Genomic DNA, 1,568 nt, shown 5'->3' on the forward strand with positions numbered 1-1,568 from the left:
CCGGCCCTCGCCGCCCGGCAGCGTGGTCACCACGGGCAACGGCACCGGCGCGGCGGCGGCCGGCGGCGCCAGGCCGAGCGTCACCGCCGCGACGGCCGCGATGGCTGCCGCCAACCGCGCCGCAGGGCCCGCCGCGGCCCGCTCAGACCAGTTCCGCGAACGCGATGACATTGTCGCGGTAGCTCCTTCGCGAGTGGTCGAAACTGCCGCCGCAGGTCACCAGGCGCAGCGTGGGGTCGAGCGACGGCGCGTACACCACGTCGGTGGGGAAGCGGGTCTTGGGCACCTTCTCGACGTGGGTGATCCGGAACTGCGCCGACGTGCCGTCCGCCCGGTCGATCCGCACCAGCGCACCCCTCTCGACATCGACCAGGTCGAAGAAGATGCCCGGCGCGTCCTTCGAGTCGACGTGCCCGAGGATCACCGCCGGCCCGTCCTGCCCGGGCCGGGGTCCCTGGTCGTACCAGCCGGCCACGTCGACCGCCTCCGGCACCTCGACACTGCCGTCTTTCGCCAGGCCGAGGTCGATCAGGCGACTGTCGACGTCCATCGAGGGTATGCGGATGCGGACCGGTTTCGCGACCGTGTCGTACGTCCGTGACGACTTGAAGCCGTCGGCCAGCAGACCCGGCGTTGCCGGCGGCGCCGCACCGGCCGGGACCGGTGCGACGCCGGGCGCGGGCTGGGCGCCGGTCAGTGCGGTCACCACCGCGACGGCAATCGCCGCCAGCAGTGGGACCCGGGCGTACGCACGCACGTCAGCGATGCTCCACCACGTGCGCCTCGCCGCCGTACCCGGTGGCCGCGCCGCCCTTGGGCAGTCTCGCCGCGACCTCGGCCCCGAACGCGTCGGCCAGCAGCCGGGCGAGCTCGATCATGTGGTCGAACGTCTGGTACGCGAGGTCGTGCGCGCCGCGGTAGTCCTTCCTGCTGTACGCGTCGGCGTGCTGCATCAGCATCTTGTCGTGGGCGGTCAGCGCGCCCGCCAGGTCGGCGTCGCTCAGCTTGTGCCCGGTAGCGACACCGAGGAAGGCGGCCATCTGCTTCTCGAACCCGGCCAGCGTGGTCCGCGCCGACTCCTGCCCGGCCGAGTCCTTCTTCGCGGTCGCCGCGCTGTAGGCCACCAGCTGCTCCACGTGGGCCGCCCACATGCCCTGGAAGCTCTTCGCCGCTTTCGCGTCGAACAGGGTGTCGATGGCTCCGGCGAGCGCCTCGGTGTTCGCGTTCATCTGCTTGCCCGCCGCGGTGAAGTCGGCCGAGTTGGAGACCGCCGCCCGGGTCACGTCCTCGATCAGCACGGCGTGCTCGGCCAGCAGTTTACCCAGCGTGGACCGCAGCCGCCAGATCGGCTCCTGCAGCACCTTCGCGTCGGCCGGGGGCAGCAGCGAGCCGGCCAGCACCCCGCCCAGGTCGTAGGTGTGCTCGAAGTTCTCCCGGTACAGCCGGTCGGCCTTCTCGTAGTCCTTGGTGGCGTACGCGTCGGCCTGACCGGTGAGGTGGTCGACGTGCGCCGCGACGGCGCCCTTCGCCGCGGGCAGCGGCAGCCGCCCCTGCGTGGCGCCGGCGAA

Annotated in this window: 2 protein-coding genes; both read right to left on the reverse strand. The window is 72.6% G+C overall.

The features are described from left to right. Positions 1-142 precede the first annotated feature (142 nt). Positions 143-757, reverse strand: coding sequence for a class F sortase (locus AB0M20_RS42650; protein ID WP_364307123.1), 615 nt, complete (start codon positions 755-757; stop codon positions 143-145). Between the two features lies 1 nt (position 758). Further along, positions 759-1,568: hypothetical protein (locus AB0M20_RS42655; protein ID WP_364307124.1), on the reverse strand; the 810-nt coding region annotated here is incomplete at its 5' end.

The organism is Actinoplanes sp. NPDC051633 (genome assembly GCF_040681735.1).
GTDB lineage: Bacteria > Actinomycetota > Actinomycetes > Mycobacteriales > Micromonosporaceae > Actinoplanes.